The sequence below is a fragment of the Bradyrhizobium sp. 6(2017) genome (assembly GCF_011058295.2).
Classification (GTDB): Bacteria; Pseudomonadota; Alphaproteobacteria; order Rhizobiales; family Xanthobacteraceae; genus Bradyrhizobium; species Bradyrhizobium septentrionale.
Window position 1 is genome coordinate 3048658 of record NZ_CP049289.2, and the last position, 23953, is coordinate 3072610.

Here is a 23953-nt window from a genome sequence, read left to right on the forward strand (position 1 = left end):
TCAGCATGGTGGGGGCGGCGTCGAGGCCGCCCCGCTCCGCGCTCGGCGCAACTGGTAATACCGGTTGATCTGGCTGCGATCTAACAGAGCCCCCGGCGCCAACACGCCGGGGGTTTTGCTTTTCGGGCTAGCGATCGTGCGTCACGCCGCGAGCAGGTCGCGCACCATCGGCACCACCTTGCTGCCGTAGAGTTCGATGCTCTTCATCAGCTTCTCGTGCGGCAGCGGGCCGGCCGAGTATTTCAGCTGGAAGCGCGCAGTGCCGAGCGCCTTCACGGTCGCCGCGATCTTGCGGGCCACGGTTTCGGGGGCGCCGACATAGAGCGAGCCGTGCTCGGCCTCAGCCACGAACTCGTCGCGGCCCATTGGCGGCCAGCCGCGCTCCTTGCCGATGCGGTCGCGCATGACCTTGTAGTCCGGCCACAGCTCCTCCCTGGCTTGCGCGTCCGTCTCGGCGACATAGCCCGGCGAATGGACGCCGATCGGCTGCGGCGCCCGGCCGAACTGCTGGTAGGCGCGTTGGTGCAGGTCGACATAGGGCGCAAAGCGCCTGGGATCGCCGCCGATGATGGCGAGCATCAGCGGCAGGTCGTAATGCGCGGCGCGCACCACCGATTCGGGGCTGCCGCCGACGCCGATCCAGGTCTTCAGCCGGCCGTGCTCGACCGGCGGATAGACCGACTGGTTGCCGAGCGGCGGCCGCAGCTTGCCCTGCCAGGTCACCGGCTCCTGCTTCAAGACCTCGGTGAACAGGTCGAGCTTCTCCTCGAAGAGCTCGTTGTATTGCTTGAGGTCGAAGCCGAACAGCGGGAACGATTCGGTGAAGGAGCCGCGGCCGAGAATCACCTCGGCGCGGCCGTTCGAGAGCGCGTCGACGGTGGCGAAGCGCTGGAACACGCGGATCGGATCGTCCGAGCTCAGCACGGTCACCGCGGAGCCGAGGCGGATGTTCTGCGTGCGCGCGGCGATCGCGGCCAGCACGGTCTCGGGGGTGGAGATCGCAAAATCGGCCCGGTGGTGCTCGCCGAGCCCGATGAAATCGATCCCGAGTTGATCGGCCAGCACCGCCTCGTCGACGACGTTGCGGATCACCTGGGCATGCGGCAGCGGTGCCCCGGCGGCGTCCTTGGTGACGTCGCCGAATGTATCGAGCCCGAATTCAAGGGAGGTGGTCATCAGTCAGTCCGGTTGTCGGCGCGGCGGAGCATCCGCCGCGGGCCACCCATCGCACGCAGGTTGAGAAGTCGCATTGCGGACGTGTCCGCAACCTGCGCTGTGGAGCCTTCGGTTGGAGATACCGGGAAGCTAAGGACCGTTCACGGTGGAACAAGGCCACGTGGCGAAACGCTGGGTTTCCGTCCGGCTGGCTGGCGGCGCCGTCAGAACGACTCCGCCCACGGCCGCAGGTCGAGCTCCAGCGTCCAGGCGCTGCGATGCTGGTGGTGAAGCACCCAATAGGCCTCCGCGATGGCCGCGATGTTGAGCAGCCCATCCGGGCCGCGATCGTCCTTCAACTGCGGACGCATGCTCAGCAGCCGATCGCCCTCGATGCCGCCGTCGACCACGACATGGCCGACATGGATGCCCTGCGGCCCGAATTCGCGCGCCACGCTCTGCGCCATCGCGCGCAACGCGGCCTTCGCCGAAGCAAACGGCGAGTAGTTGGCCTTGCCGCGCAGCGAGCCGCTGGCGCCGGTGAACACCAGCGTGCCGCCGCGGCGCGCCAGCAGAGCGGGGATCGCGGCCTGCGCCAGTTGGAAACCGCCGAGCGCATGTTCGCGCCAGTGCTCCTCGAAACGCTGTTCGCTGACCTTGAGGAACGGCGCCGGCCGGTTGGAGCCGGCATTGTGCACGGCCATCGCGAGCGGCGCGAGCTTCCCGGCCGCCTCGACGAAGCGGGCCACATCCGCGGCAATCGAGGCATCGCCCACGACATGGGTGACCCTGGCGCCATCAGCTGCGAGTTCGGCGGCGGTCACGGCGAGCTTCTCGGCATTGCGGCCGGCGATCGCGACGGGATAGCCGCCGGCGGCAAAGCGCCGCGCGATCGCGGCGCCGAGGCCGTGCGATGCGCCGACGCCGGCAATCAGCACGCTTCCCTGCACGGCGGTCGGCTCGAGCGCGGTTCGGTCGTTCATGGCTCACTCCATCATGCTGCCCGCAGCGCGGGCGAAATCATTCGTCCGAGGCCATCGCGACGATGCCGTCGCGCACCGTGCGCAGGATGGCGTCGGACCGCCTCTGATCGGTGAGGACGCGCGAGACCGCGATCGCACCGATCATAGCGCTCACCGCCACGATTGCGCGGGCATCGTCATCGTCGCCGAACGCATCAGCGACCTTGGCGATGAAGGCTTCGATGTGCGGTTCCATCACCGCGCGGCATTGCTCGTCGGCGCGGCCGACATCCGAGATCAACGCGCCGATCGCGCAGCCTGTCTTGCGGGAGTCGCGATGGGTGCGGCTGAGATAGCTTCGCGCCAGTGAATTGACGCTGACCGGCTTGTCGGGATCGCGCGACGCGCGCGCCGTCGCTTCGCCCGCATTCAGCGCCTGTTCCAGCGCCGCGGCGATCAGGTCCGACCGCGAGGCGAAGTGCCCGTAGAAGCCGCCATGGGTCAATTTCACCTGCTGCATCAGGCTGCCGATGCTGAGCGCGTCGAGCCCCGCGTCGCGGATCTGCGTCGCGGCCTCGTTCAGAATGCGCTCGCGGCTCCTGGCCTTGTCGGCCTGGGAATGGCCCATCTCGCATCGCCCCTGTTTGACTCTCTTTCTGGATTATGGCCATCATGCATCTGGATGACAACTATCATCCAGAATATTTGTCAGTCACAAAGCAGGGAGGAGCAGATGTCCGGCAGCGCGAGCGAGGGGCGGGTCCGTCACGAGCGGCATGACCGCATCCTGAAGATCATCATCGACAATCCCGCGAAGAAGAACGCCTTCAGCCCGGAGATGATGTCTGAACTGTCCGACGCGCTGACGCTGCTCGACAATGACGACGGCCTGTGGGTCGGCGTGCTCTGCGCCGCCGGTGGCAGTTTCACCGCCGGCCTCGACATGCCGAAATTCTTCGGTCCGACCGCATCGCGCAAGCCGTTGCCGGAGGGCAATGTCGATCCGTTCGGCTTGTCGAAGCGGTGCCGGAAGCCGATCGTCACGGCGGTGCAGGGCATCGTGTTCACCGTCGGCATCGAGATGATGCTGGCCGGCGATATCGTCGTCGCCGCGGACGACAGCCGTTTCTGCCAGATGGAGGCGAAGCGCGGCATCGCGCCGCTGGCGGGCGCGCATTTCCGCTACATCAGCCGCGCCGGATGGGGCGATGCGATGTATCATTTGCTGCTGTGCGACGAGTTCTCCGCTGCCGAGGCCCATCGGATCGGCCTCGTGCAGGAGGTCGTGCCGGCAGGTCAGCAGATCGAACGTGCGATGGAACTGGCAGCAATCATCGCGCGAAACGCGCCGCTCGGAATCCAGGTGACGAAGGAGGCGGGCCGCAAGTTCATCGAAGCCGGCGAGCAGGCGGCGATCGCAATCATTCCGCAGATCCGCGAACGCGTGCTCAACACCGCCGATGCGGCCGAAGGCATCAAGTCGTTTGTCGAACGGCGCGCTGCGGTGTTCCTGGGACGTTAGTACCAGGGACGTTCGCGGCGTTCACGGTACGTGCTCTGACAAGGCTTGGTTGTGGCAATGATGTCGCAGCCGCATCAATTTCGATCACGACGATCGTGCGACGACTCTTGTCGAGATTCGTCGAATCAGTGAGATTCGATTCCATACTTAAATTCAATTGCGTCCTGCTTTGACTCCAGCGTCGGGTGAGGAATCTCATGACAAGCGCACGCGTCATCGTCGTCGGGAACAACAAGGGCGGCTCGGGCAAGTCGACAATTGCCATGCACGTCGCCATCGCGCTGATCAAGGCGGGTCAGCGTGTCGCCACCATCGATCTCGACAACAAGCAGAAGTCGCTGACGCACTATGTCGAGAACCGGCGCGACTGGGCGCGGGAGTCCTCGCTCGATCTCGGCATCCCGACGCATATGTGCTTCGAGACGGTCGGCGGCAGGAGCAGCGAGGTCGAGACGCTCGGCCGCAGCGCGCTTGCCGAGATCGTCGAGCGGCTCAGCCGGTCGCATGACTTCGTCGTCATCGACTGCCCCGGCCATGACACTTATCTGACGACGTTCACGCATTCGCTGGCGAATACGTTGATCACGCCGCTCAACGACAGCTTTCTCGATTTCGACGTGCTCGGCACCGTCGATCCGAACGACTTCAAGGTGACCGGCATCAGCCACTATTCGAAGATGGTGGAGGAAGCGCGGCGCGAGCGCAGCGCGCATGAGCTGCCGGCGTTCGAATGGGTGGTGCTACGCAACCGTCTCTCCACGCTCGGCTCGCGCAACAAACGCCTGGTCGGCGAGGCCCTGAGCGAGCTGTCGAAGACGCTGAATTTCCGCCTGGTCGATGGATTGGCCGAACGGGTGATCTTCCGCGAATTCTATCCGCGCGGACTGACGGCGATCGACGACATCGATCAGTTCGCGCGTGGTGGCCGACCGACCATGTCACACGTCACCGCATGGCTTGAGATGGAGCGGCTGATGACCGCGATCATGCTCGGCCATCTTGTGGTACGCCCACTCGAATCCGCCGACGCCGGCCGCGACGCCGCGTAAGACGGCGTCGGGGGCTACGGGCAATTGGTGTTGCCGGCATCGGCGACGGTCAGAAACGTGATCGTTCTGGGTGCGAAGACCATTGTCCCGGGAGCGGTCGCGTCGCCGTGCAGCGCGGGAATCCGGTCCGCGGTCCCAAGCAAAAGCGTCGCGCCGTTGAGCTGGACGTTGCCGTCTGCGGGCGTGGCGCTCGCCAGGGTGTAACGTTGCGAGCCGGCCGGCAGCGTCAGCTTGCGCCTTATTCGCCGATCATTGTTGATGACGAGCAGGGCAATTCCGCCCGGCATGTCGCGCGCGCAGTGCGCATAGACGTGGAAGCCGTGACGGTCAGCGATACCGGCATTCAGCACAGTTGTTCCCATCAATCGGCGCCATAGCAACGCCGCCCAGTAGTTCGGCCGCGGCAGATGGGTTTGTTCGTCGAGCAGCCCATAGTCGCTCGCGGCGAGCGTGTTGTGCATCACCACCTGGACGCCGGCCTTGGCAAGGCGCCCGAGCTGATCGAGGTAGCGGAACGTATCGATGAACGTCGCGGCCCAGCGGTTGCCGCCGCACGCGGTCTCTGCGGTCTCGGTCAGCCAGATCGGCTTGTCCGGTGCAAGCTGGTCGCGCAGCGCCTGGTAGAAGGCGAATGTCTTGCCGGAGCGTGCCAGCCATTCGTCCGACAATGCTCGCTTCGGCGTGCGATCGCCGGCGCATCGGGCCGAGAGCGCGCCATAGTGATGATAGGAGACCGTGTCGATGCCCACAGCCGTTGCCGCGAACAGCGCTTGAGCATCCGCACCTGTGCCGATCGTGCCCGGGCCGAGGATCGTCACGTCAGGCGCGGTGTCCTTCATGAATGCGCGGAACGCGGCAAAGTCCCGGCCGTAGGCCGCGGCGTCGTAACCCTCAGGGGCGCCGCCGATGGCGGGCAGATCGGGCTCGTTCATGAACTCGGCTGCGGCGATGTGGCCGCCGGCCGATCGTGTGACGTCGAGAAAGCGGCGGGCCTGCTCCGGAAGCCATCGCCCCGCAGCGTCACGCGTGCCGGCACTGATCGCAAAGGACGTGACGATAGGCGCGTCGACGGCGTGCGAGAAGTCGATCGCGTCGCGCCATTGTTGCCGTGTCAGCACGCCGTTGAAGCCGGCCGGCGGCGCGGATGGCGGCGTCTCGGACTCCGCAACGAACGTGCTGTTGGCCCAGGTTCCGCTGATGCGGAGATAGGCCGGAGAGAGCGCCGCGGCGAGGTTTCGCAGCCTGGCATCATGCAGATCAATCGGCGTACGCGCCGCAAACCGCTCCGCGTCTGGACGCGAACGTGTCCTGGCGGCTGCATAGGGCTTCCAGAATCGTCCGCCGGTCACTTCGACCATCTCGATATTGTAGGACTGGAAGCGCGGGTCGATCGTCGCGACGCGCGGCATGGTCGCAGCGTCGAGCCTCAGCTCCGCCGCGGTCGCCGTCGTGCAGACGAAGGCAGTCGCGGCGCAGACGATGGATGCGAGGCATCGAAGCGGGTAGGCCGAGTAGTCGCGCACGGGTCCTCGCGGCGTTCCGAATTGGGTCGGTTCAGAATGCCGCCGCGGCCTGTTCGAATCAACGCGGCAACGGGTCCTGCGGCTCGTTGGCGATGCGCTCCCACAGCGCGCGGATCATGTCCTTCATGACCAGCGCGTCGTGCCAGCGGTCGGACAATTCCCTGCCGTCGGGTCCGGTGATTGCGTAGGGCGAGGGACCGAGCTCGCACAGGAAGGTCAGGGTCGCATCGGGGCCGGCACGCTTGCGCCAGGAGCGGATGGCGTAGTCCCACCAGTCCGTGAACAGCGACACCCAGCCCTGATGCTGCGGAAAGCCGAGCGAGATCTGCACCTGCTCGCGGCTCGCGATGCGGCCGTGGATGCCCCAGGCATTGTCGAGGATGCGGTGGATCATCGCGTGGTTGACGTCGTCGACCGGCCAGGCGAATTCACGCCCGACCAAATAGTGCGAGAGATCGGCGGTCAGCCGCAGATCGGGAAAGCAGTCGAGCAAATCGAGCGTAAAGAACAGGTCGGTCGTCATGCGGTCGCGGTGGGTCTCGACATGCACGGCAACGCCGGCTTCCGCGGCAAGCCGCCGCCAGCCTTCGAGCAGGGGAATGCAATCGGCGAGCAGGCGCGGACGAATGTCCGGCTGCAGGTTGACATGATCGGCGCCGAGCTGCGCCACCAGCTCAAGCACCGGCTTAAGATCGTCGACCCGCTTCGGGTAGCATTGCGCCTGCCAGATCATGCCGTGCGCGCGAAGGAAGCCCGTCACCTCGCGCGCGAAGGCGGGATCGATGAAGCGCACGCCGGCGCCGTCAAACCCGGCATCGCGGATCATCGCGAGCTGGGTTTGCAGCGGCCATTCGCCCTCATCGGCCAGCCGTCGCTCCATCGCCCAGAGCGACTGCAGGACACGCAGTTGCTGCGCCACCGATCAGGCTCGCGCCGGGATCGCCGCGGGCAGCTCGGCTTGTTCGCTCGCGTCGGCGGCGATGTTCTCCTGATAGGTCTCGGGCCCGATCCAGATCGCAACCACCGTGCAGGCCGACAGGAACATGGCGTAGCAGGCAACCGGCCACCAGGTGCCGTAGGCGGCCACCAGCGCGGTGGCGACGAACGGTGCCGGGCCGCCCGACAGCAGCGAGCCGAGCTCGCGGGCGAAGGCAAAGCCGGCGAAGCGGCGCTGCGGCGGGAACAGCTCGGCGAAATACGCCGCCTGCGGCCCGAACATCGCCGCCGTCACCACGGCGCGCGCCAGGATGAAGGCGAGCGCGATCATGATCCACTGCTTGGTGCCGACCATCCAGAAGAACGGGAACGCGAGCGCGACGCCGGCCAGCGCGCCGAACATGTAGACCGGCCGCCGTCCGATCCGGTCCGACAAGGCCGCAAAGCCGAGGATCGCAAACAGCTCGACCGTGAAGGCCAGCATCAAGGCGCTGAGCGCATCGGCTTTCGGCACGCCCAAGGTGGTGATGATGTAGCTCAGCCCAAACACCGGGAAGAAATAGCCGAGCCCGTTCTCGGCCATGCGCGCGCCGAGCACGACGAAGAAGTTGCGCGGATGCCGGCGTAACGCCTCCATTGCCGGATTGCTCTCGACCTTGCCGCGCGCGACCACCGCATTGGTATAGACCGGCGTCTCGGTGATCCGCATGCGGACGAAGATGCCGACGACGATCAGGAGGAAGCTCGCCAGAAAGGGCAGGCGCCAGCCCCAGCTCATCAAATCCTCGCGCGGCAGCATCGTCACCAGCGCGAAGGCGGCGGCGGCGAGCAGATTGCCGACGGACACGCCGAGCGGCGCGAAGCCGCCCCAGAAGCCGCGATGCTTCGGCGGCGCGTTCTCGACCAGGTAGATCACCGCGCCGCCATACTCGGCGCCGGCGCCGAGACCCTGGATGACGCGCATCGCGACCAGCAGGATCGGCGCCCAGACACCGATCTGCGCATAGGTCGGCAGGAAGCCGATCGCGGTGGTGCCGATGCCGATCATCAGAAGGGTTGCGACCAGCACCGGCTTGCGGCCGTAGCGATCGCCGAGGATGCCGAACACCAGGCCGCCGATCGGCCGCACCACGAAGCCGACGCCGAAGGTCAGGAACGACAGCAGCGTGCCGACGACCGGATCGCTCTTTGGAAAGAACAGCTCGCCGAACACCAGCGCGGCCGCGGTGCCGTAGAGGAAGAAATCATACCATTCGAGCGCGGAGCCGATGCTTGCGGCCAGGATCACACGCAGGCGCGATGTGCTGGCACCCTCTCTTGCCATCTTGGTCATTCGTTTCCCCGTTATGTCTGTTTTTATGGTCGTCTTGTTCGAGCGCGATCGCGTGGTTCCGGATCATGCTCGTGAAAGCAGTAATGCCCGCGGCTTGGCCCGCGGGCATTGTCGTCGGTCTTAAGCGGCGCGCGTGAAGTAGGATTTCTTCGCAGCTGACTGGGTCTCGTAGATCGATCCCTGCCGTTTGGCCGGCGGCAGTGGCATCCGCACCGGCACCTCGGTGAGCCGCGGGGCGACCACCGGCGGACCCGCCAGCAGGCGGCTGTTGAACTCGTCAAAATCCTTCACGCCCAGGAGCGGCCAGGCGTCGCTGGCGGCGACTTCATAGAGCAGGAGGTTGCGCGGCCGGTCCGATGTGTTGGTCGCCGAGCCGTGCAGCGCGCGGACATGATGGAACGACATGCTGCCGGCCTTGCCCATGCAGGGCACCGCGCGCTTGATGTCGCCCTCGATCTGGTCCGGATCGATCAGGCCCGCGAAGTGGCCGTCCTCGCCGTGGTGATCCCACATCGTGCTGCCGGTGTGCGATCCCGGCGTCACCAGCATCGGGCCGTTCTCGATATCGCAATCGTCGAGCAGCACGCCGATCGCGAGGATGTCGTCATTGGTGTGCGGATAGAACGCCCAGTCCTGATGCCACTCCACCGGCGAGCCGTATTGCGCCGACTTCATGTTGAGTTTTGAGCCGTGCAGGCGAAGCCCGGGGCCGATCAGTCTGGTCAGGATCGAGATCACGGCGGGGCTGCGGATGATCTCGTCGAAGATCGGGTGCACCTTGTGCGGCGCCTTGATGCGGCGGACGCGGGGGGTCTCCGGCGTATGGCCCGGCTCGAGGTCGTAGACGTCGGTATGCTCGCTGACCGAGGCGGCGCCGGCCACCAGCTCTGCGAGCACCGTGCGCACTTTGGCGAGGGTCCCCTGGTTGAGCACCTCGGGGACCACGATCACCCCATCGCGCTTGTAGGCTTGGGCCTGCTCGTCCGAAATCATGCTGTTTCTCCGATTTTGTTCCATGTTAGCGCTAACATGAGGCGATGCTAGCGCTAACATAATGGCTTGGCAACCCGGAATCGTGCAGGGTCTGTCCATGAGCTCCGATGTGACTGCCCCCCGGACTGGCCCAGCGGACGCCGCACCCACCCTCTCGGAGGTGGCCAAGCGTGCCGGCGTTTCCTCGATCACGGTGAGCCGGGTGGTGCGGATGCCCGACCTGGTCGCCCCGGAGACCCGGGCGCGGGTCGAACTGGCGATGCGCGACCTCGGCTATGTCCCGAACCTGGTGGCGGGCGCGTTGGCGAGTGCGCGGACCAATTCGGTCGGCGTGCTGGTGCCGACCATCGCCAACTCGATCTTCGCCGACACGGTGCAGGGCCTGTCCGACAAGCTCGAGCCGCTCGGCTTCTCGGTGATCCTGGCGCAGTCGCGCTACGACGCGGTGCGCGAGGACCGCGTGCTGGCGGCGCTGCTGTCGCGGCGGCCTGAGGCGATCATCATGGTTGGCTCGCCCGCCACGGCGGAGGGCAGCCGCCTGCTGCGCAACGCGCGCATCCCGATCGTCGAGACCTGGGATCTGCCGGCAAACCCGATCGACGCGGTCGCGGGCTTCGACAATTACAAGGCTGGTGTTGCCGTCGCAAAGCATCTGGTTGCGCAGGGACGCAAGCAGCTTGCCTTCATCGGCGGCGACGATCCGCGCGGCACCCGCCGCTGGCTCGGCTTCAGGGACGAGGCCCTGGCAAGCGGCCTCGCCGAGCCGCGCCGGCTGATCCTGGACCGCAAGGATTCGGGAAGCGTGGCGGCGCATGCCCGCCTGCCTGGTGTCGATGCGGTGTTTGCCGCCAACGATGCGCATGCGATCGGCTTTATGTCAGGGCTGCGCAAGGCCGGGGTGCTGCGCGAAGGGCCTGCATCGGCGCAGCCGGTCGCAGTAATCGGGCTCGGCGATCTCGAAATGGGCCAGCTGATCTCGCCGACGCTGAGCACGATCAGCGTGCATGGCGATGCGATCGGCCGCACTGCGGCGACGCTGACGCTGGAGCGCGGCGGCGAGCGCCGCATCGATCTCGGCTTCGAGCTGGTGCTGCGCGACAGCGGCTAGAGCGTTTTCGAGCGAAGTGGACACCGGTTCGCGTAAAGAAAACGCGTCAAAACAAGAATCTAGAGCCTTGGTTCTGATTCAATCAGAACCGAGCTCTAGCGATGCTGGAGCCGCTTAGCCCTTCTTGTCTGCGGTCCAGCGATCGATGCCGGCGAACATTGCCGCGACCAGGCACCCGGCGATGATGCCGAAGGTCAGATCCTTGAACACCGTCAGCGCGAAGGTCGTGATCAGCACCGCGGCGCTGCGCCGATCCCTGATCAAGCGCAGGAATTCCTCCTTCTCTGCCATGTACCAGCACACCACGACCAGGACCGCGGCCAGCGCAGAGAGCGGAATGTAGCTCGCAAGCGGCGCGGCGAGCATCATGAACGACAGCAGAAAGGCCGAGTGCATCATGCCGGACAGCGGGCTGCACGCTCCGGCACGGATATTGGTCGCGGTGCGGGCGATCGTGCCGGTGACGCTGATCCCGCCGAACAAAGCGGAAGCGATGTTGGCGATGCCCTGCGCCACCAGCTCCATGTTGGAGCGGTGCTTGCGGCCGGTCATGCTGTCGGCGACCTTTGCCGAGAGCAGGCTCTCGACGCCGCCGAGCAGCGTGAAGGAGAGCGACGCCGGCAGGATTTGCAGCAGCAGCGCCCACGAGAACTCCGGCACATGCGGCACCGGCAGGCCGCGTGGGATTTCACCGAACCGGCTGCCGATGGTTTCGACCGGCAGATGCAGCAGCACGACCGCAATCGACGCGAGCACGATCGCGATCAGCATCGCCGGCCAGGTTGGCCGCCATGCGCGCAGCACGAAGATCACGGCCGCCGAGCCGGCGCCGACCGCGAGCGCGGACCAGCTCAAGGTCGGAAGCGCGTGGCCGAGCGCTGCGAGCTTCGGCAGAAGCGGCCCGGGCTCGGCACCGGCAAGCGTCAGCCCGCCCAGATCGCGCAGCTGGCTCGCCAGAATGGTGACTGCGATTCCGCAGGTGAAACCGACGGTGACGGGGTGCGGGATGTAGCGGATCAGCGATCCAAGTCCCGAGGCGCCGATCAGCGTCAGCATCAGGCCGGACACCAGCACGGTAAGCATGAGGCCCTCGACACCGAACTGCGCGGCCGTTGCCGCGACGAGGACGATGAAGGCGCCGGCCGGTCCGCCGATCTGAAAGCGGCTGCCGCCCAGCGCGGAGACCAGGAAGCCGCCGACGATGGCGGTGAACAGCCCGCGCTCCGGCGTCACGCCCGAAGCCACTGCGATTGCCATCGACAGCGGCAATGCCACCACAGCCACCGTCAGCCCGGCCATCACATCATGTCGGAAGGCGGCAACGCCGTAGCCTTCGGTCAGCGTGGTGACAAGCTTGGGACGATAGAGATGTGCCGTGGAGGAGCCGTCAGGCATGGGGATGACCGCAGGGAAGGGGATGAAGGAAATTGGCGGAGCGGGAGCGGGCAGTTGCGTTCATTCGGCAATCTTCCGGTAGATCGCCGCGGCGCGGCGCAGCAGCTGGCTCTTGCGTTTGCGCTCGTGCACGCGCTGGTGCCTGGCCTTGCCTTCGTCGGCGCCCTGATCCAGTGCATCGGCACTTTCGAACAGCTTGCGGCGGACCTCGTCATCGTTCAGTTCGCCGAGCAGCTGCTGTCCCTTGCGCAGATGCTTCAGCACGTTGCGCCACGATGCATAGACATCGGCAGGCAATCCGCCTTCCGAGAACTCGATGGCGTAACGCAGCCGCTTGCTGGCGAGGCGGACGCGGTGGCGCTTGTTCTTGCCCATGCCTTGCAGCCCGCGGCTCTTGTGACACAGCTTGCCATGCCATTGCGCCAGCCGACGCGCGTGAAAGACCGAGACCGGCACGGCGCGCCGTTGCGCCGCGCGGGGATCCTGCCGCGTGGTCCAGGGGCCGCTGCCGACCCAGTCCCACATGCCGTCGAACCATTGCCAGTACCGGTCGCTTTGCAGCGCCTCCCTGAGGGCTTCGAACGCATCGGTTCGTGCCGTCATCAGCATGCGCTCTTCGGGCAAGCCCTTGCTGTTCTCGATCGCGACGTCGAGATCGCGCGTTGCGCCGAGATAGGCGCTGAGCCATTTCAGCTCGGATTTCAGTCGCGTCCATTCGCTGTCCGCCACCATCGGGCCGTAGAACGCGATCGCAGCCTTCAGCCGCGTCAGTGCAATACGGGTCTGGTGGAGGGCTGCGGGATCGCCGGAGCTCAAGGCCTCGTGGTTGGTCGCGACTTCCTCGAGGCATTCGGACAGGATCAGGCGAAACGCAGTCTCACAACGCATGGCCTCGCTGAGATGCCGCGGCCGCTTCGGGCGGACAACGCGCTCCCTGGCCGGACTTGCCGCTAACGTCATGACACTCTCGTGACCCCGCCGGAACCGTGAGGCAACGGGCGGCTCCCGGACGGAAAGATTTCCCGTTTGATCGATCGCGATCAAGGGTTTTCTGCTGAACCGCAGCGCAACGATCCGGCGGCGCGATCAAAATGTCGCAATACACCCGGTGGAGGGCGCCCGTTCTGGCCGGTATGCTGCGCGCGCGGTGCTGGAGGGCGAAAAACCACCGGATATTTCGTACGCGAAGTATCTTGATATTTCGCATACGAAATATATAACGGCGGCATGAGAGCGGAACACCGGCTGATCTTTCTTCTGACCGTGGCCTATCGGCGGCTGCAGCGCGCCATCGACCAGGAGACGTCCGCGCACGATCTGACGTCGGCCCAGGCCGGCGTGCTGTTCTTTCTCGGGCGCAATGATGGCGCGCTGATCGGCGACGTCTCGCAGGCGCTCGACATCGTGCCGTCGGCGATGAGCGGGCTCGCCGACCGGATGGAACGTGCCGGCCTCGTGAAGCGCCGGCGCGACGGCGAGGATGGGCGCAGCCAGCGGCTGTATCTGACCGTGGCGGGGCAGGAACTCGGCAAGCGCGCCGCGACGCGGACCAGGGTGATCAACAACCGCCTGATGGACGGGTTCTCGGAAGCGGAAATCGACGTGGTGTCGCGCTGGCTGACCAGCCTGCAAGAGAAATTCCCGAAGGACAAAGACGGCTAGAGCGTTTTCAAGCGAAGTGGGTACCGGTCCGCGTGAAGCAAACGCCTCGAACAGGAAGCAAGCAACAGGAGCAAGACATGAGTGAAGTGGTCGTAGCGCTGGACGGTGGCGTTCTCACCGTGACGATGGCGCGTCCGGACAAGAAGAACGCGATCACCAACGCGATGTATGGCGCGATGGCGGACGCGCTCGAGCGCGCGGAAGGCGACTCCTCGATCCGCGCCGTGCTGTTGCAGGGCGACGGCGACAGCTTTACCGCGGGCAACGATCTCGCCGATTTCGCCGCGGTGTCGCGTGGCGTACAGGGCGAGCGTCACGTGACGCGGTTCCTTGCCGGCCTCGCCAAGGCGACGCGGCCGCTGGTTGCCGCCGTGCAGGGCAATGCGGTCGGCATCGGCACCACCATGCTGTTGCATTGCGACCTCGTTTACCTCGCGCCGACCGCGCGGTTGATCACGCCGTTCGTCAACCTCGCGCTGGTGCCGGAGGCGGCTTCGACCTATCTGCTGCCGCAGCGGATCGGCTACGCACGGGCCTATGCGATGTTCGCGCTCGGCGAGCCGCTCGAGGCGGAGACGGCTGTTGCGATCGGTCTTGCCAATGCGGTCGTGCCGCTCGAAGATCTCCGCGCCAAGGCCCGCGCGGCGGCCGACGCACTGGCGAAGCGGCCGTTCGGCTCGCTCCAGCACACCAAGGCGCTGATGCGCGACCCCGCCAGGATCAGCGCGCAAATGGCGCGCGAGGGCGAGATCTTCCAGGAACGGCTGATGAGCGCGGAGGCGCGCGAGGCGTTTGCCGCCTTTGCCGAGCGCCGCCAGCCTGATTTTTCCAAGATCGCCGGGTAACCCCAGAGCTTGGGGCCGCCCCGCATGGGCGGCCCCATCACTTCGGGGTTGACGGCTTCGCCGCCATCGCACATCTCGTGTCACAGCACAGCGCAACCCGGCGAGGCGAGCATGAGCGACAGTCATACGTTGCGCGGCGAGAAGATCGCCGCGACCATTTCGGCACAGGGCACCGAATTGTCGTCGCTCAGGAATGCCGAGGGGACCGAATTGCTGTGGCAGGCCGGCCCGCAATGGCCGCGCCACGCGCCGATCCTGTTCCCGATCGTCGGCCGATTGAAGAACGACACGCTGCGCCACAACGGCAAGACCTATCCGATGACGCAGCACGGCTTTGCGCGGGACCGCCGCTTTGCCTGGATGGAGCAGGGCCCGCGATCCTGCAAGCTGGCGCTGACCGACGATGCGGAAACGCGGGCACGCTATCCCTTCACCTTCAGGCTCGAGGTCACCTACACCGTTGATGGCGCCGATCTCGACGTCGGCTTCGACATCGTCAACACCGGCAACGAGATGCTGCCGGCCTCGCTCGGCGGTCACCCCGCTTTCAACTGGCCGCTGGTGCCGGGGCTGCCGAAGGAGGCTTACACGCTGACCTTCTCCAAGACTGAACCCGCGCCGATCCGGCGGTTGAAGGATGGATTGATGCGGCGGCAGCCTGAACCCAATCCGGTCAAGGGCAGAACGCTTGCGCTGTCGGAGGAGCTGTTCGATGACGACGCGATGGTCTTCGATCAGGTCGCAAGTACATCGATCCTCTTCACGGCGACACTAGGCCCGGCAGCAGCCACGCAAGGCCCGGCGATCGAAATGTCCTGGCGCGGCTTTCGCGAACTCGGCATCTGGTCGAAGCTCGGCGGCGCGCCGTTTCTCTGCATCGAGCCGTGGCACGGTTTTGCCAGCCCCGCGGATTTCGACGGCGAGTTCGCCGACAAGCCGGGCCTGATGCACATCGCGCCCGGCGCGCGTCAGTCGCTGAGCTATCGCGTTCGCGTCAGCTGACGGCCTGCTCTCGCGATCAGCTCAATGCGCGCGGGGGCCGAGCGCGCTCGTGAGCGCGCCGACCGACGGCGGATTTTCGTGAGCCCAGGCCTCGTGCGCGGCGAGATCGCGGTAATGCTCGGCCATGCGTAGCAGTCGGTCGCGGATGCCGGTATCTTCCTCGCCCTTGGCCTGATCGGCCAGCTGCGCGGCGCGTTCGAGAAGCGTTTTCGGATCGATCACGACATGCTCCAAATCCGGTTTCGCCAAGCGGACAACTGTTTACAGCCAAGCACAGTTCCTGCCATGGCTTGATGACAGCGCGTTCAGAGCTGGAACAAGCCAAGTCCTTCAAAACCGAGCCCTTCCATGACATCGCGCTTGGTGCGCTCAGTGATCTCGCGCGCCCTCAGGGTTCCGCGCCTGATCACGTCAGCGACGTAGTCGCGATCGGTCGCCAGCTCAGCGCGCCGGGTTCGGATTGGTGCGATCAGGGCTTGCAGAATGTCCTCCAGCCGCCGCTTGACGGTGGCGTCGCCAAGCCCGCCGCGCCGATAATGCGCCTTCAGTTCCTCGACGGCATGATGATCGTCGTCGAACGCGTCGAGATAGGTGAAGACGACATTGCCTTCGACCTTGCCGGGGTCGGCGACGCGCAGGTGATCCGGATCGGTGAACATCGCGCGCACCGCGGACGAGATATCATCGGGCGAGGCCGAAAGCGGAATTGCGTTGCCCGCGGATTTGCTCATCTTCGCGCGCCCATCGACGCCGGGCAGCCGTCCAGCGCGCGGGATGATGGCTTCGGCTTCTGGCAGCAATGGCCTGCCGGCGAGCGCGTTGACGCGCCTGATAATCTCGTTGGTCTGCTCGATCAGGGGCGCCTGGTCCTCGCCGACCGGCACGACCGTGGCCCGGAACGCCGTGATATCGGCGGCCTGCGCCACCGGATAGCACAGGAAGCCGGCCGGGATATCGCGTCCGAAGCCGCGGGCGCGGATCTCGTCCTTGATGGTGGGATTGCGTTCCAGCCGCGCCACGGTGACGAGGTTGAGGTAGAGCATCGACAGTTCCGCCAACGCCGGTAGCTGCGATTGCAGGCAGATCGAGGTGCGCTCCGGATCGATCCCGACGGCAAGATAATCCAGCGCGACCTCGATGACGTTGCGGCTGACCTTGCCGATGTCGTGCGCATTGTCGGTCAAAGCCTGCATGTCGGCGAGCAGCAGGAACTGCTGATGGCTGTCCTGGAACTCAAGACGGCTTCGCAGTGAGCCCACGTAATGGCCGAGATGCAGCGGCCCGGTGGTGCGGTCGCCGGTGAGGATGATCGGTTTGGTCATGGTATCTCCATTCGGTTGAATGGGGACACCGCATGCGGGCTGGATGAGATGAAAAAGGCCGCCCCATGCGGCGGCCCCGAAAATGCATGAACGCGTTTCGGCCCGCCTGTCAGTCGGCGAGCCACCAGAAATTGCTGATGAGGATCGAGCGGTTCATGCCACAAGCGGTAGGGCAAACACGCGATGCGGTCAAGACATTGCCAGCCCTAGTTGAACGCCATGCCGCCGCTCATCGCAATGGTCTGTCCGGTCATGTAGGGATTGTTGACCAGCAGCATCACGGCCTGCGCGACCTCCTCGGCGGTGCCGAAGCGGCCGATCGGGATCCGGCTGACGAGGCCGCTCTGTCCCTTCATCATGTCGGTCTCGATCAGCGAGGGCGCGACGGCGTTGACGGTGATGCCTTCCTTGACGAGGCGCGCGGCATAGCCGCGGGTCAGGCCCTCCATCGCCGCCTTTGACGCGTTGTAATGCGGTCCGATGGAGCCTGCGCCGCGCGCAGCACCGGAGGAGATGTTGACGATGCGGCCCCATTTCCGCGTCCGCATCATCGGCAGCACCGCCTGCGTGCAGAAAAACGCCGATTTGAGATTGACCGTGATGGTGCGGTCGAAATCCTCTTCGGTGAGGTCGTCGACGCCCCGGACGATGGCGATGCCGGCATTGTTGACGAGGATGTCGACCGGGCCGAGCTCGGATTTGGCGCGCTCGACCAGGCGGGTGACAGCGCCAGCTTCCGAGACGTCGGCGGCGATCGCGACGGCCCGGCCGCCGGCGGCAATGATGCCCTTCGCCAGCGTCTCCGCCTCAGCCGAGCGTTCGCGATAATTGATCGCGACGGCGGCGCCGGCGTCCGCCAGCTGCTTTACGATCGCAGCGCCGATGCCGCGCGAGCCGCCGGTCACCAGCGCCACATGTCCATGCAGACTGTTTGTTGTCATCGCCTCACCCTGTTTGACGTGCTGCGGCAGGTTCGCAAACTGGGAGGCGAGGTGCAACGCAACCCTGCTCAAATCTGCGTTGCCGCGGGCCGCATGCGGCGTAAAACCGGCGTTCCCGGCCGGAATCGGCCTTGCGTCCGGCGCGGGGCGGCGGCAATGGTTGGGGCGTCACTCCTTCCAGCCCACCCACGAGAGATCGATGAGCAAACTGATTGTCCGCGCCGGCGAGTTCACCTTTGACGCCCGTTTCGAGGAGCAGCTGGCGCCGAAGACGGTCGCCGCCTTCCGCAAGGCGATGCCGTTCGAGAGCCAGGCAATCCATGTGCGCTGGAGCGGCGAGGGCGTCTGGATGCCGCTCGGCGATCTCGATTTCGGCGTCTCCTACGAGAACCACACCAGCTATCCGGCGCCGGGCCAGATCATCCTCTATCCCGGCGGCATCAGCGAGACCGAGATCCTGCTCGCCTATGGTGGCGTGCACTTCGCCAGCAAGATGGGCCAGCTCGCCGGCAATCATTTCATCACGCTGACCTCGGGGCTGGAAAACCTCACCACCTTCGGCAAGACCGTGTTGTGGAAGGGCGCGCAGCAGATCCGCATCGAGGAAATCTGATGTGACCGAGGCCCGCTACCCGCGCGATCTCCGCGGCTACGGCCGCAATCCGCCCGATCCGAAATGGCCCGACGCTGGGCGCGTCGCCGTGCAGTTCGTGGTCAATTTCGAGGAAGGCGGCGAGAACAACATCCTGCATGGGGATCGCGCCTCGGAAGCATTCCTGTCCGACGTCTTGGGCGCGCAGCCCTGGGTCGGCCAGCGTCACGCCAATATCGAGACCATGTTCGAGTATGGCTCGCGCGCTGGCTTCTGGCGGCTGTGGCGGATGTTCACCGAGCGCAAGCTGCCGGCCACGGTGTTCGGCGTCGCGATGGCGCTGAAGCGCAATCCGGACGTGGTTGCGGCGATGCAGGAGGCGGGCTGGGATATCGCGAGCCACAGCCTGCGCTGGGTCGAGCACAAGGACATGTCGGAGGATGAGGAGCGCGCGGAGATCGCGCGCGCCATGGCCGTGCATACCGAGGCGACCGGCGCGCGGCCGCTCGGCTGGTACACCGGCCGCTCCTCGATCAACACGCTGCGGCTTTTGATGGAGACCGGCGGCCTGCGCTATCTCTGCGATTCCTATGCCGACGATCTGCCGTACTGGATCAAGGCGCCGGGGACCGAGCCGCATCTCGTGATCCCCTACACGCTCGATGCCAACGACATGCGCTTCATCAACGCGCAGGGCTTTGGCGGCGGCGACGAGTTCTACACCTACCTGAAAGACAGTTTTGACGTGCTCTATGCCGAGGGCGCGACGCGACCGAAGATGATGTCGGTCGGCCTGCATTGCCGGGTCGTCGGCCGTCCCGGCCGCGCCGCCGCGCTGATGCGCTTCCTCGATTACATCCAGAAGCACGAGCGGGTCTGGGTGCCGACCCGGCTTGCGATCGCCGAGCACTGGCACGCCAATCTGAAGCATCTCGCCGCGGACGCGTTCGAGATCGGCTGATTTGCGATGGAGCGTTTGGGGGCTCTCCTTCACCTCGCCCCGCGTGCGGCAGGGCTGTCCGGGAAAGCTCAGCCATAGCAGAACTCCATCTGGTTGGCGGAGGCTGTGGGTTTGCTGGGGCTGGGGTTGCTGGGCGGAGGCTTGTCGATAGTGGCAAGGGATCGGCGGGTGAACAGGAACTGGCCGACAAGTTCGGCCAGCCTGAGGGGAAGCATTTTGATGCAGTTGGCCCGCGCAGCGATGCGTAGCAGCAGGTAGGCAATCATCGCTGCAAGCACTTGCAGGCGGATCGCATTGTCGTTGGTGCCGAGAAACTTGCGGATATCGAGATGCTGCTTGATCCAGCGGAATAGCAGTTCGATCTGCCACCGGCTCTTGTAGAGGGCGGCGATCTCGACGGCCGTTCGCGTCATATCGTTGGTGAGAAGCGTGATCACGCCGCCGTTCTCCCGCCTGACCTTGATGCGCCGCAGTGGTATCGGCAGTCGCGAGTCGCCTTTGCTGGTGAGCTTCACCTCGTCATCGGCGATGACCTTGAAGCCATCGCCCTTGCGCTTGCGATTAGTGCGTCGCTTGATCTTGCGGAGACGCATGCTTGTCTTCGCCCGGGTGACGAAAAAAGCCTTGCTGTCATTGATCTTCTGCCACCAGTCGAAGCGGCAATATCCCTTATCGAACACGTAGGTTGTGCCCACCTGGATAGGGACATGGCGACCGATCTCGATGTCATTGACGTTCGCATCCGTCACCTCGACGCAGTCCGGGACATCGCCCTTGGGATCGTAGACCATATGCAGCTTCATGCCACGGATGCGGCCGTTCCACGCCGCCCAGGTGCAGAGCTTGCCCAGCGGGATCGGACTGGCGTCGATCAGGCGCACCATCTCCTGGCCTTCGCTCCGCAACTGCCGGCTTGCCATCGCTGATAGTCTGGCAAAGGTTTGCGCAAAAACGCCGGACGGGCGGCGGGCATTGGCATCCGATAGCGTCGAGCGGGACAACCTGCCGGTGCCCAGATGATAGTGGTGCTGAGGATTGGCGTTGAAGCCGGCCACCACGGCGCGCAGGCTGTCGTGACTGCTCAGCTGCGCATAGATCAGCGCCACCAGGTGATCCCAACTCCTGAACGATTTGTCGTAGGCATCCCCGTCCAGACGATCCACAGCCGTCTGAAACTGCCGTCGATTGATCGGTTCAAGCAGCCTTCCAAAAATGCTATCGCGGAATCGCATGCTCGGCCTTCTGTGTCTCGACAACCAGAAAAGGCCGATTTGCCTCGGTCTTGCCGAGCATGCACCGCGACATAGTGAATCATTCCCCGGACAGCCCTGCGCGTGCGGGGAGAGGTCGGATCGCATGAAATGCGATCCGGGTGAGGGGGATCCACCGCGAGGCCCCCTGTTAGTGAATATGCAGCAGCAGCCCCTCACCCCAACCCTCTCCCCGTAAGAACGGGGCGAGGGAGCGCGGTGCCGTTGCGGCTGCTTCAGCTCCTAATGCCCCGCCATGTGGCGGCCGATCTCGGTCAGGTCAGCCTCGCTGGCGCTGACGTCGTGGACGAAGGCGCCGTGGAACATCACGACCAGCCGGTCCGACAATTCCAGCAGCTCGTCGAGATCTTCGCTGACCAGCAGCACCGCCGCGCCGCGGTTGCGGGCGGCCATGATCTCGGCGTGGATCTGCGCCACCGCCGCGAAGTCGAGCCCGAAGCACGGATTGGCGGCGATCAGCACCTCGACATCGCCCGAGAGTTCGCGCGCCAGCACTGCGCGCTGCACGTTGCCGCCCGACAGCGCCGCGATCGGCGTATCAGGCGTGCGGGTCTTGATCTTGTAGCGGTTGATCTTGCGCTCGGCATCCTGGCGGAATGCTGCGCGGTTCAGCCACCAGCCGCCGCGTGCGAACGGGACGCGGTCGAATTCACGGAACGCGATGTTGTCGGCGACGCTCATGCCGCCCACGCAGGCGTTCTTCAGCGGCTCCTCCGGCAATAGCGACATCTTGTGGCGGCGCATCTCCTCGCGGCTCGCCGCGTAACTCTCGCCCTGGACACGGATCACGCCGCTCTCGGCTTCGCGCTGGCCGGCCAGCACCTCGACCAGCTGGCGCTGGCCGTTGCCGGAGACGCCGGCGATGCCGACGATCTCGCCGCTCTTCACGGTCAGCGACACGCCGCGCACGGCGATCGCGCCGGCATCGTCGCGCGCGGTGAGCTTGTCGAGCTCGAGCCGCGGCGCGCCGGTCTCGCCGGTGCGCGGCGGCTGCACCGTCAACTGCTCGGCGCCGATCATGGTGCGCGCCATCTCGTCGGGCGTCAGGTCGGCAACCCGGCCGGTGCCGGCGAGCTTGCCGCGGCGCAGGATCGTGACGTCGTCGGCAAACGCCATCACCTCGCGGAACTTGTGCGTGATCATCAGGATGGTCAGTTCGCCCGCGACCACCATCGCGCGCAGCATGCCGAGCACCTCGTCGGCTTCGCCCGGCGTCAGCACCGAGGTCGGCTCGTCCAGGATCAGGAATCGGCGCTTCAGATAGAGCTGCTTGAGGATCTCGCATTTCTGCCGTTCGCCGGCGGAGATGTCGGAGACTCTCGCGTCGAGCGGCACCTTGAACGGCATCCGCGCTAGGAAGGCCTCGAGCTCTTTCTTCTCCTTGCGCCAGTCCACGACGGCCGGAACGTCGTCGCGCGCCAGCACCAGGTTTTCCGCAACTGTCATGGCCGGCACCAGCGTAAAGTGTTGGTAGACCATGCCGAGCCCGAGTGCGTGGGCATCCTTCGGATTGGCGATGGTCTGTTGGCGGTCACCGACGATGATCTCGCCTTCGGTGGCGTGGTAATAGCCCATGATGCATTTCACGAGCGTGCTCTTCCCGGCGCCGTTCTCGCCGAGCAGCGCATGGAACGAGCCGGGACGCACCTTGAGCTCGACATTGTCGAGCGCTGTGAAATCGCCGAACCGCATCGTCATGGCGATGGCGTCGACGCCGAATGCGCCTGATGGTAGCGGCGGCTCGCCGATGATCACGACAGCGCCCCGATCAGGTCGGTGGATTTCGCCACCGCGCCGAACACGCCGCCCTGCATCTTGATCATCTTCAGCGCGTGGTCGTGGTTGCTCCGGTCGGTCGCGCCGCAGCAATCCTCGACCAGCACGCATTCGAAGCCGCGGTCATTGGCCTCGCGCATCGTGGTGTGGACGCAGACGTCGGTGGTGATGCCGGTCAGCACGATGTTCTCGATGCCGCGCAGCCGCAGCATCAGCTCGAGGTCGGTGGCGCAGAACGAGCCCTTGCCGGGCTTGTCGATGATCGGCTCGCCCGGCAACGGCGCAAGATCGGGGATGATGTCCCAGCCGGGCTCGCCGCGCACCAGGATGCGGCCGCAGGGGCCGGGATCGCCGATGCCGGCGCCGATCTGGCGTGAGCGCCAGCGCTTGTTGGCGGGCAGGTCGGCCAGATCGGGCCGGTGGCCTTCGCGGGTGTGGATGATGTGAAAGCCCTGCGCCCGCATCACGGCGAGCAGCTTCTTGATCGGCTCGATCGGCGCCCGGGTCAGCGAAAGGTCGTAGCCCATCTTGTCGACATAGCCGCCGACACCGCAGAAATCGGTCTGCATGTCGATGATGATCAGCGCGGTGTTCTCAGGCCGCAGGTCGCCATTGTAGGGCCAGGCGTAGGGCTCAGATTTGATGAAGCGCTCGGGCATGGAATGATCTCGCGAGATGCTATCGGGTGATGGACAATTCGGCCGGCGCGCCGGTCAGCGTGCGCTTCGGCGAGCAGGTGATGATCATGATCGCCAGGGTCAGGATGTAGGGCGCGGCGTTGAACAAATGATAGCCGGAGGTGATGCCGACCGATTGCAGCGCCGGCCCGAGCGCGGCGGCACCGCCAAAGGCGAGCGAGGCCCACAGGCAGAGCATCGGGTCCCAGCGCGCGAAGATCACCAGCGCCACCGCGGTGATACCCTGGCCCGATGAGAGCCCTTCGTTCCAGCTGCCTGGATAGAACAGCGACAGAAACGAGCCGCCGATGCCGGCGAGGAAGCCGCCGACCATGGTGGCGCGCAGCCGGATCAACAGCACCGAATGGCCCATCGCACGCGCCGCGTCCGCGCTTTCGCCGGCGGTGCGGATCAACAGGCCCCAGCGCGTGGTCTTGAACGCCCAATAGAGCAGCGGCGCGATCGCAACGCCGATCAGGAACAGCACGTTGATGCGCAGCGCCGCGCGCAGTTGCGGGATGTCGCTCCACCAGCCGAAATCGATCGCCGGCAATCTTGGGGCAGTGGGCTCGATCAGCGGCTTGCCGAGGAAGAAGGCAAGCCCGGTGCCGAGCAGCATCAGCGCGATGCCGACCGCGATGTCGTTGACCCGCGGCAACGAGCAGATGCCGGCATGCAGCGCGCCGAACAGGGCGCCGGTGATCCCGGCGGCGAGCACGCCGAGCCATGGCGAGCCGGAGAGATAGGAGATGCCGTAGGCACTCATCGCGCCCATCACCAGCGTGCCCTCGAGACCGAGATTGATGCGGCCAGATCGCTCGGTGATGCATTCGCCGAGGCTGACGAACAGGAACGGCGTCGAGACACGGATGGCGCCGCCGAACACGGCGAGCGGAACGGTCCAGAGCCCGAGCGAAGCATCCGCCAT

Annotated in this window: 23 protein-coding genes and 1 pseudogene; 8 read left to right on the plus strand and 16 right to left on the minus strand. The window is 65.7% G+C overall.

Annotated elements, in window-relative coordinates; all coding sequences use genetic code 11:
- Positions 1-141: 141 nt before the first annotated feature.
- The 3 genes from G6P99_RS14330 to G6P99_RS14340 all read right to left on the minus strand — a co-directional run bounded on the left by G6P99_RS14330 (position 142) and on the right by G6P99_RS14340 (position 2745).
- Positions 142-1176, minus strand: coding sequence for an LLM class flavin-dependent oxidoreductase (locus tag G6P99_RS14330; RefSeq protein ID WP_029078286.1), 1035 nt, complete (start codon positions 1174-1176; stop codon positions 142-144).
- Positions 1177-1379: 203 nt separating this feature from the next.
- Positions 1380-2138, minus strand: a complete 759-nt coding sequence (locus G6P99_RS14335; protein ID WP_035976030.1) for an SDR family NAD(P)-dependent oxidoreductase — start codon at positions 2136-2138, stop codon at positions 1380-1382.
- A 37-nt stretch (positions 2139-2175) separates the two neighbouring features.
- Positions 2176-2745, minus strand: coding sequence for a TetR/AcrR family transcriptional regulator (locus G6P99_RS14340; protein ID WP_029078284.1), 570 nt, complete (start codon positions 2743-2745; stop codon positions 2176-2178).
- Between the two features lie 105 nt (positions 2746-2850).
- Between G6P99_RS14340 and G6P99_RS14345 the strand changes: the two genes are divergently transcribed.
- Together G6P99_RS14345 and G6P99_RS14350 are read left to right on the plus strand one after the other, a co-directional pair.
- The gene (locus G6P99_RS14345; RefSeq protein ID WP_029078283.1) at positions 2851-3639 is read left to right on the plus strand and encodes a crotonase/enoyl-CoA hydratase family protein; all 789 of its coding nucleotides are present in this window, start codon (positions 2851-2853) and stop codon (positions 3637-3639) included.
- A 197-nt stretch (positions 3640-3836) separates the two neighbouring features.
- Complete coding sequence (locus G6P99_RS14350) at positions 3837-4688, plus strand: division plane positioning ATPase MipZ (protein WP_035976103.1); 852 nt, start codon at positions 3837-3839, stop codon at positions 4686-4688.
- Positions 4689-4702: 14 nt separating this feature from the next.
- On the opposite strand, the gene G6P99_RS14355 is transcribed toward G6P99_RS14350, so the two are convergent.
- The 4 genes from G6P99_RS14355 to G6P99_RS14370 form a co-directional block, all read right to left on the minus strand.
- Entirely contained in the window at positions 4703-6211 is a 1509-nt protein-coding gene (locus G6P99_RS14355; RefSeq protein WP_165128601.1) for a hypothetical protein, read from the minus strand.
- A gap of 58 nt (positions 6212-6269) precedes the next feature.
- Positions 6270-7130, minus strand: a complete 861-nt coding sequence (locus G6P99_RS14360) for a sugar phosphate isomerase/epimerase family protein (RefSeq protein WP_029078281.1) — start codon at positions 7128-7130, stop codon at positions 6270-6272.
- Positions 7131-7133: 3 nt separating this feature from the next.
- On the minus strand, positions 7134-8480 hold the full coding sequence (locus tag G6P99_RS14365; RefSeq protein ID WP_029078280.1) for an MFS transporter: 1347 nt from the start codon (positions 8478-8480) through the stop codon (positions 7134-7136).
- A gap of 120 nt (positions 8481-8600) precedes the next feature.
- Positions 8601-9473 carry a phytanoyl-CoA dioxygenase family protein gene (locus tag G6P99_RS14370; RefSeq protein WP_029078279.1) on the minus strand — a complete coding sequence of 291 codons (873 nt, stop codon included), beginning with the start codon at positions 9471-9473 and terminating at the stop codon, positions 8601-8603.
- A 109-nt stretch (positions 9474-9582) separates the two neighbouring features.
- Here G6P99_RS14370 and G6P99_RS14375 point away from each other — a divergent pair, with 109 nt between their 5' ends.
- Entirely contained in the window at positions 9583-10581 is a 999-nt protein-coding gene (locus tag G6P99_RS14375) for a LacI family DNA-binding transcriptional regulator (RefSeq protein WP_029078278.1), read from the plus strand.
- Positions 10582-10737: 156 nt separating this feature from the next.
- Here G6P99_RS14375 and G6P99_RS14380 read toward each other — a convergent pair.
- Both G6P99_RS14380 and G6P99_RS14385 read right to left on the minus strand, forming a co-directional pair.
- Positions 10738-11976 (minus strand): annotated as a pseudogene (locus tag G6P99_RS14380) (SulP family inorganic anion transporter); the annotation flags it as partial.
- Between the two features lie 60 nt (positions 11977-12036).
- Complete coding sequence (locus G6P99_RS14385; RefSeq protein WP_246709543.1) at positions 12037-12936, minus strand: CHAD domain-containing protein; 900 nt, start codon at positions 12934-12936, stop codon at positions 12037-12039.
- 267 nt (positions 12937-13203) lie between these two features.
- On the opposite strand from G6P99_RS14385, the gene G6P99_RS14390 reads away from it, so the two are divergent.
- From G6P99_RS14390 to G6P99_RS14400, 3 genes are all read left to right on the plus strand, one after another.
- A complete protein-coding gene (locus G6P99_RS14390) occupies positions 13204-13638 on the plus strand; it encodes a MarR family winged helix-turn-helix transcriptional regulator (protein ID WP_165128603.1) in 435 nt (144 codons plus the stop codon).
- Positions 13639-13715: 77 nt separating this feature from the next.
- Positions 13716-14483, plus strand: a complete 768-nt coding sequence (locus G6P99_RS14395) for an enoyl-CoA hydratase-related protein (protein WP_029078274.1) — start codon at positions 13716-13718, stop codon at positions 14481-14483.
- 111 nt (positions 14484-14594) lie between these two features.
- Entirely contained in the window at positions 14595-15485 is an 891-nt protein-coding gene (locus tag G6P99_RS14400) for an aldose 1-epimerase family protein (RefSeq protein WP_165128605.1), read from the plus strand.
- 21 nt (positions 15486-15506) lie between these two features.
- Here the strand turns inward: G6P99_RS14400 and G6P99_RS14405 are convergent, their stop codons facing one another.
- From G6P99_RS14405 to G6P99_RS14415, 3 genes are all read right to left on the minus strand, one after another.
- Positions 15507-15707 (minus strand): hypothetical protein, encoded by a 201-nt coding sequence (locus G6P99_RS14405; protein ID WP_029078272.1) that lies wholly within the window; start codon positions 15705-15707, stop codon positions 15507-15509.
- Between the two features lie 83 nt (positions 15708-15790).
- Positions 15791-16807, minus strand: coding sequence for a tryptophan--tRNA ligase (gene trpS, locus G6P99_RS14410; RefSeq protein ID WP_165128607.1), 1017 nt, complete (start codon positions 16805-16807; stop codon positions 15791-15793).
- 206 nt (positions 16808-17013) lie between these two features.
- Positions 17014-17748, minus strand: coding sequence for an SDR family NAD(P)-dependent oxidoreductase (locus tag G6P99_RS14415; RefSeq protein WP_029078270.1), 735 nt, complete (start codon positions 17746-17748; stop codon positions 17014-17016).
- A gap of 199 nt (positions 17749-17947) precedes the next feature.
- Between G6P99_RS14415 and G6P99_RS14420 the strand changes: the two genes are divergently transcribed.
- Both G6P99_RS14420 and puuE read left to right on the plus strand, forming a co-directional pair.
- Positions 17948-18361 (plus strand): DUF3830 family protein, encoded by a 414-nt coding sequence (locus G6P99_RS14420; RefSeq protein ID WP_029078269.1) that lies wholly within the window; start codon positions 17948-17950, stop codon positions 18359-18361.
- 1 nt (position 18362) lies between these two features.
- Entirely contained in the window at positions 18363-19301 is a 939-nt protein-coding gene (puuE, locus tag G6P99_RS14425) for an allantoinase PuuE (protein WP_165128609.1), read from the plus strand.
- A 68-nt stretch (positions 19302-19369) separates the two neighbouring features.
- Here the strand turns inward: puuE and G6P99_RS14430 are convergent, their stop codons facing one another.
- The 4 genes from G6P99_RS14430 to G6P99_RS14445 form a co-directional block, all read right to left on the minus strand.
- The gene (locus G6P99_RS14430; RefSeq protein ID WP_165125720.1) at positions 19370-20533 is read right to left on the minus strand and encodes an IS4 family transposase; all 1164 of its coding nucleotides are present in this window, start codon (positions 20531-20533) and stop codon (positions 19370-19372) included.
- Between the two features lie 261 nt (positions 20534-20794).
- Positions 20795-22327, minus strand: coding sequence for an ABC transporter ATP-binding protein (locus G6P99_RS14435; protein ID WP_029078267.1), 1533 nt, complete (start codon positions 22325-22327; stop codon positions 20795-20797).
- Positions 22324-23007 carry a cysteine hydrolase family protein gene (locus G6P99_RS14440; protein WP_029078266.1) on the minus strand — a complete coding sequence of 228 codons (684 nt, stop codon included), beginning with the start codon at positions 23005-23007 and terminating at the stop codon, positions 22324-22326. The genes G6P99_RS14435 and G6P99_RS14440 overlap by 4 nt, the downstream gene beginning before the upstream one ends.
- Positions 23008-23026: 19 nt before the next feature.
- The gene (locus G6P99_RS14445; RefSeq protein WP_029078265.1) at positions 23027-23953 is read right to left on the minus strand and encodes an ABC transporter permease; all 927 of its coding nucleotides are present in this window, start codon (positions 23951-23953) and stop codon (positions 23027-23029) included.